Consider the following 5,942-nt stretch of genomic DNA (forward strand, 5'->3'; position numbering starts at 1 on the left):
AGATGGGTGTCATGTTTATTTAATGTTTATTTAATGTTTATTTAATGTTTATTTAATCACTATATTCTAGCGCTCTTCAAGTTACACTCTGAACTCATAATCACCGGCTTCTGTATATCAAGTTCAACATTGACTTTTTCCCAATTCTTACTTTTTGCTACCTGGTGAACATTTAAGGGCCCATCTACAGTGTGGTCTAAAGTGTTTATAAAATAATATTCACACTCTCCTTTTCCGGCCACTTTCAGAACGTCGTCTATAACCCGGGATATAAGAGGTTTCCTTGAAGCATATATGACATTATCCACTAATAAAAATTGAGATAAAGAAGCTGAAATTATAACGCCTTTGCTTCTCTCCTCCCCTTCGTAGATAATAAAGTTTTGTTCTCCGCCCGCAAATGCAAAATAATATTCTGCTGCAATTTCAACGGTACCATCTTTTACGCCCGGGCCACAGCCTGACAAAAAAAACGCTATTAAAATGATAATTGTATATCTCATTCTTTCCCTATTTAGTTACTATATACTTTGGTGAGCCTGAATAATGAATTGTAAAATCTAACCCAGATCTTGTCCCCGCAATTGAAGCCAAATAAAACCCACCATAAGTTAAAGTGTTTCGAACTGCGTATTGTGTCCAAGTAGGATACTGCGCTCTCAAATTGAGCGTAAAAATCGTAAGTCCCACTTGATATTCGTATAGAGCCATCATGAGAGTGCTGTAGACCCATGTACAAGCCAATCCTTTCCATCAACTACTTTTCCGAATGCAACACCTGCCTCATTAAAGCTTCCTGTTACTGTAAGTTTCGTAGCATCGACAGTTAACTCAAAGTTTGGATCTGTATTAGCTCTCCAAATCTCATTTGCTTCCCAAAGCTTTAAGTGCCCATCTTCTAGATACTCCTTAGCTAAAGCCTCGGCTGGGTTTCGTTTTTCTCTTAAACTCTCACCCGCCTGATTCAACACATACTGCATTGCCCCAGTACGAGCGCCATTAGCAAACTTTCCGCCTGTTATCTCCGATACTGTACCACCAATTACGGCTGAAATAACCGTGCCTGTCGCTATTTGATGGAACTCGAGTCCACTTCCTCCGGGTAAATAAGCACCTCCTAAACCTTTGGTGACTCCTGCACTTATAAAGCCAAAGCACTAAATACATGACACCCATCTTAATTTATACCACAACTACACCTCGACATGTTTCAAAGCAGAAACAAACCACTAAAAATAGCTCAATTCGCTTTGAACCTTTGATAAATTGATTAACTTGATAACTTAGCTGGGATTTCAGACATGACTAACCACGTAACTTTTAAAAGTCACATTAAAATTGGGGTGTTATTGTATATTAAAGACTAAGCGAGTAACTCACTACACTGCGCCAAATTACCTCGTCGTTTTAACTTTAGGTGTTCACAGTACTTTTGTTTTGCATCCGGCCTGCCCACTGACCCTTTAAACACGCTCGTAAACTGGGTAGTAAGCTTTAACCAATTCTCTGGTTGGATATTCAGCCTTGCTAAGATTGGTTGAGAATCTGTAATAAATCCGCCTTTGTCTTCACGAATACATCGACCTGTTAAATCAACCAGCTCAACATAATACTTGAATTCAAATGGTAAGCCTTTTGCCATGTGTTTTCTTGGGTTACCTGCAAAACGCAGTAAAGACTTGGGTTGTTTACCCACTTTTGCTGTTTCAATACGTTTTTTAATGCTGGTATGGTCTGACTCTTCTGGGGTCTTAGCCATTTTGGCTCTAACAGGATTCAAATCCACATACGCTAAACACGCTGCCAGCGCTGCTTCATCTAACAAGGCTTGTGATTTAAATCGCCCTTCCCAAAAACGGCCTGTGCACCCATCTTCTTTATTGGCTTTACGTGCTATATCTTCGTTGAGCGTTCGCATAAACCAGCTAATATCCGCTAGACGCTTTCTATATTCGTCTATCAACTCTGACAGTAAACAACGCTCTGAAGTGTTTAGCGACTCGCCACTGACAAACTTATGGGTCAGCCAAGTCCCTTTAAATTGTTTATGCCAACGAATAAGAGTGGCTTTATCGTTTAGTCGTTTTGCCTTTTTATCATCTACATACAAAACAATATGCGTATGGTTACTCATCACCGCATAAGCACATACATCGATACAGAACACCTTGGCTAGTTGCAACAACTTCTCTTCAACCCACCCTCTTCGGTGTTCATATGACTTACCCGTTGCTTTATCTTCTCCGCATAAAAACGCACGTCTTACGCATCGTGATATACAGTGATAGTACTTGGTATCCACCAAACTAACCTGTCTCTTCCTTGCTAATGCCATAAAAAAAGCCATCCATACTTTACCATTCAATGAAGCATAGACGGCTTCTTACACTATTCCCAAATTAAGATGGGTGTCATGTTTATTCATTTGTTTATTCATTTTTATGTTTATTCATTTTTCTGGTTGGATATTTAGCCTTGCTAAAATTGGTTGTGTATCTGTGATAAATCCGCGCTTATCTTCGCGCATGCACCGACCTATTAAATCAACAAGTTCTGCATAACAAAGATTCAACATAATACCCAACTTTATTTATTGCTAAAAGTAGATGAAAAAAGGCCTAGCCTGCCTACATAAAACTCGACAAAGGCACGGTATAAAAACCGATTGGGTGTTTCAATTTAGGGTGTGTAGGCTCGTAGATCATTAGAGGCACTGAGTAAAGTTAAGCTCGGATATATGTTAGAGCAACGCTTTATTGCATGTGGTTAATTATCAAAATGCGGCTAGTAGGGAATAAAATAATGATAACGAGGCAGTAAAAACTGCCCCGATAGGTTTGCTTAACTTTACATAAATGGGGTGTCCATATGTGTCATGTTTATATTCCCTTCAGGTTAGCCCTTATTCTGGGTCTTTAACGTAGATATAACCTTCTGCATTGAAACCAGTAATTGCGCCATTTTCATCCTCTTCAAATCTTGTAAATCCGCCCCAATATTGCTCTGTAAACTCCAATTGAGAATGCGCGACGTATTGCCATACGGGCAAAGAGCCGGCCCATGGCATAGTGTACTTACCGTGCAACTGCCCTTCATCAATAAACAGTTCGACACTTGTCGGCCAACGCGTATTTGTCGCCGTGTAATTACCAACTATCCTCTGTACATTTTGCTCAGGTAAACTAATTTCCGGCTTGGCAAAGGTAGGCGCTAACCCCTCACTTAACTGCAGCAATTGGTAAGACATAAACACCGCTTTGTTATTGCCCCGGTTGTTCAGCACCACAATCGTGGTATCCGTGTCCTGAACACGATAGTTACTAGAGCTAAAGCCAGGATGACCGCCGCCGCCAAAATAGTGGGAAGGGCTGCCATCGGCTAACGGAGCAACACCAATACCATAACCAAAATTCTCAATATGATTTGTGTGCATCAAGTCATAGGTTGCTTGGCTTATAAGCCGCCCATCTTTTAACGCAAGCTCCCAGCGGTACAAGTCTTTTGCTGTCATTTGCAAATCACCACCTCCAAAAGCCGTATTTTTAGCATAGGGTCTTCCCTCAACCAAACCATCAAAGATCTCATAACCTCGTGCCAAATAATGCTCGTACATCGTTGGGTCTAGCACATCAGCACTGGTCATATTGGCAGGTTTGAAAAGGTTTTCTCGTAAATAGTCTTCATATTGGGTGTTAGACACGAGCTCAACGATACGTGCCAAGAGCAAATAACTGGTATTGGAATACCTAAAGTCAGTACCCGGATCAAATAATGCTTGCGCACCTCTCACTAGATTGATGTGTTCATCCGCACTAAGTTCGGTATACCGATTTTCCCAATGTGCAGGTAAATGGGTAATTTCAGCAAGTCCAGATTGCATCGTGAGCATGTAATGAATCGTGATTTTATTCCCGTTTGGAAAACCAGGAATATATTGCTCAAGTGTGTCTGTCAGTTTGAGCTTTTCCTGCTCCATAAGCTGAAGAATCGCGACTGCTGTGAACTGCTTTGCAATTGACCCAACAGCAAAACGTGTACGGCGATCGTTTTTAACCCATTGAACTTCATTCGCAAAACCATATCCTTTGTGAAGGATGGTTTCACCACCTTGTTGAACAAACACCGTCCCCGTAAAGGAGCCTAAATCTACATATCCTTGGATCAGATCATTGGCTTGCTCGAATAACGGATGTCGTAGGCTTGGATCCCAGTCACCCGGCTCAGCATATGGGTCTTGTGCAAATGCACATTGGACAGTCAAAGTCTGGCCTATGACCAGTGCCATCGGTAGTATGATACTTTTGAATTGCATTATATTTCCTTATTAACAACCCCGCTTAAAAGTATGAATATGCTCCGTTTCATTTCTGCAGGGTAGATAAATATGGGCGTGCGTGTCTTCACGGTGCACGCTCGCGATTTACTCTTCCTAGAAATCAATAAAATACTGCTGCTGCCAGCAAACATACCCAAATATTGGACTGTCTCAGCAATTTCTATACATAGTCAGAATCAAAAATGATTCTATTGATGGCATGCAAAGTGTGGGCATTAAGCTCGACGCAGTTAGGCCATAATTTAAACCCATTACATATGCGCTACCATTTAATAGAATGCACTAGAGGATGTGAACAAATACGTCTTAAATTTTACATTCACATCAACTAGACAAACTTATACAGAACATTTTTTGTACAGTCCAATTGTTAGATTCACACACTGTTGGTTGTTTTAAAATCCAAGTATCAATCTAAAAAATCATTATTTTTAATAAATTACACTAATGCTTAATTTGGCCATCATTTAATTGAAAAAAGTCGTGTTCGTGTTCACACCCTCTGTTATTCTCTGACATACACTGCGAGTAATTGCTTACATCGAGTGAATGTTTATTTCTCAATAAACACCAATCTATATTAAGCGAAACTCATGGGCGATATGCAGGTTTAGGCAGCTTTATTAGGGCTGTTAAGGTTAGAGTTCTTAGACGAAAGTCTAATAATTATGGAAGGATTTTAAAGTGACACCAAAGGATTTTAAAGCACAGGATTTTAAAGTGACACCCACTCACTAACACTAATAACACTAAAGTGACACCCACTTATATAACAATTACGCCTCAATAAGATTCCAAACAGGAACGAACCTCTCAAAATTACTCAATTCATTTTGATCGTCTGATAAATTGCTAAATTTTTTAAATTTGTGATAATTTCAGACATGACTAACCACGGCAACTTTTAAAAGCTACGTTGATATTGGATTTTTATATGTATTACTGGCTAAGCAAGTAATTCGCTACACTGAGTGAGATTTCCTCGTCGTTTTAACTTTAAATGTTCGCAGTACTTTTGTTTTGCTTCTGGCCTGCCAACTGACCCTTTAAACACTTTGGTAAATTTGGTCGTAAGCTTTAACCAATTCTCTGGTTGGATATTAAGCCTTGCTAAAATGGGCTGAGAGTCTGTGATAAATCCGCGCTTATCTTCTCGAATACACCGACCTGTTAAATCAACAAGCTCTACATAGTATTTGAATTCAAATGGTAGCCCTTTTGGCATGTGTTTTCTTGGGTTACCTACAAAACGCAGTAAAGGTGTGGGTTGTTTACCCGCTTTTGCTGTTTCAATACGCTTTTTAATGCTGGTATGGTCTGACTCTTCAGGGGTTTCAGCCATTTTAGCTCTGACTGGATTCAAGTCCACATACGCTAAACATGCTGCTAAAGCGGCTTCATCTAACAAGGCTTGTGATTTAAAGCGCCCTTCCCAAAAACGGCCTGTGCAACCGTCTTCTTTATTGGCTTTACGCGCAATATCTTCGTTGAGCGTTCGCATAAACCAACTGATATCCGCTAAGCGTTTTCTGTATTCGTCTATCAACTCTGACAGCAAACATCGCTCTGAATTGCTCAGTGACTATCCGCTAACAAACTTATGAGT

General features: G+C 40.1%; 4 protein-coding genes and 1 pseudogene. All 5 read right to left on the reverse strand.

Features of this window, described 5'->3' with window-relative positions:
* Positions 1 to 59: 59 nt before the first annotated feature.
* On the reverse strand, positions 60 to 503 hold the full coding sequence (locus N473_RS18715; protein WP_063369234.1) for a hypothetical protein: 444 nt from the start codon (positions 501 to 503) through the stop codon (positions 60 to 62).
* 207 nt (positions 504 to 710) lie between these two features.
* Positions 711 to 980: a hypothetical protein gene (locus tag N473_RS18725; RefSeq protein WP_063369236.1), complete on the reverse strand. Its 270-nt coding sequence runs from the start codon at positions 978 to 980 to the stop codon at positions 711 to 713.
* 383 nt (positions 981 to 1,363) lie between these two features.
* Positions 1,364 to 2,335: a transposase gene (locus N473_RS18730; RefSeq protein ID WP_063369238.1), complete on the reverse strand. Its 972-nt coding sequence runs from the start codon at positions 2,333 to 2,335 to the stop codon at positions 1,364 to 1,366.
* Between the two features lie 567 nt (positions 2,336 to 2,902).
* Positions 2,903 to 4,312, reverse strand: coding sequence for a serine hydrolase domain-containing protein (locus N473_RS18735; RefSeq protein ID WP_063369237.1), 1,410 nt, complete (start codon positions 4,310 to 4,312; stop codon positions 2,903 to 2,905).
* 970 nt (positions 4,313 to 5,282) lie between these two features.
* Positions 5,283 to 5,942, reverse strand: a pseudogene (locus N473_RS18740) (transposase); the annotation flags it as partial.

Origin of the sequence: Pseudoalteromonas luteoviolacea CPMOR-1 (assembly GCF_001625685.1) — a bacterium.
GTDB lineage: Bacteria > Pseudomonadota > Gammaproteobacteria > Enterobacterales > Alteromonadaceae > Pseudoalteromonas > Pseudoalteromonas luteoviolacea_K.

What these genes read in the sequence shown, in the direction of transcription:
- N473_RS18715 (WP_063369234.1), bottom strand. Translation starts at nt 503, where the DNA reads ATGAGATATACAATTATCATTTTAATAGCGTTTTTTTTGTCAGGCTGT.
- N473_RS18725 (WP_063369236.1), bottom strand. Translation starts at nt 980, where the DNA reads ATGCAGTATGTGTTGAATCAGGCGGGTGAGAGTTTAAGAGAAAAACGA.
- N473_RS18730 (WP_063369238.1), bottom strand. Translation starts at nt 2,335, where the DNA reads ATGGCATTAGCAAGGAAGAGACAGGTTAGTTTGGTGGATACCAAGTAC.
- N473_RS18735 (WP_063369237.1), bottom strand. Translation starts at nt 4,312, where the DNA reads ATGCAATTCAAAAGTATCATACTACCGATGGCACTGGTCATAGGCCAG.